At 76.2% G+C, this 282-nt stretch carries 1 pseudogene; it reads right to left on the bottom strand.

Going from position 1 to position 282, the window contains the following annotated elements:
• Positions 1-282, bottom strand: a pseudogene (locus tag OP79_RS49350) (ATP-binding protein); the annotation flags it as partial.

Here is a 282-nt window from a genome sequence, read left to right as displayed (position 1 = left end):
CCACGGTGCGCCGGGTGCCGCGGCGGGCACGGAGGCGGCCAGCGAGAGGGCGAGCGGGCTGCCTCCGGCGAAGGCGACGAAGGCGCCGCGCTGCTCGGCGGGGACACCCCGGGCGGCGAGCAGGGCGTGGGACTGGGCGGCGTCGAGCGGCCGCACGGCCAGTGCGGTGAACAACTGCGCCCATCCAGGATCCAGCGACCATTCGGCGTCGGGGGCGGTCCTGCTGGCCACCACCACGATCGCGTGGTCGGCGAGCCGCAGCAGAAAGGTCTCGCGCAGCCA

Origin of the sequence: Streptomyces yerevanensis (genome assembly GCF_000716805.1) — a bacterium.
GTDB lineage: Bacteria > Actinomycetota > Actinomycetes > Streptomycetales > Streptomycetaceae > Streptomyces > Streptomyces flaveus.
This window is presented reverse-complemented; position numbering and strand designations above follow the sequence as displayed.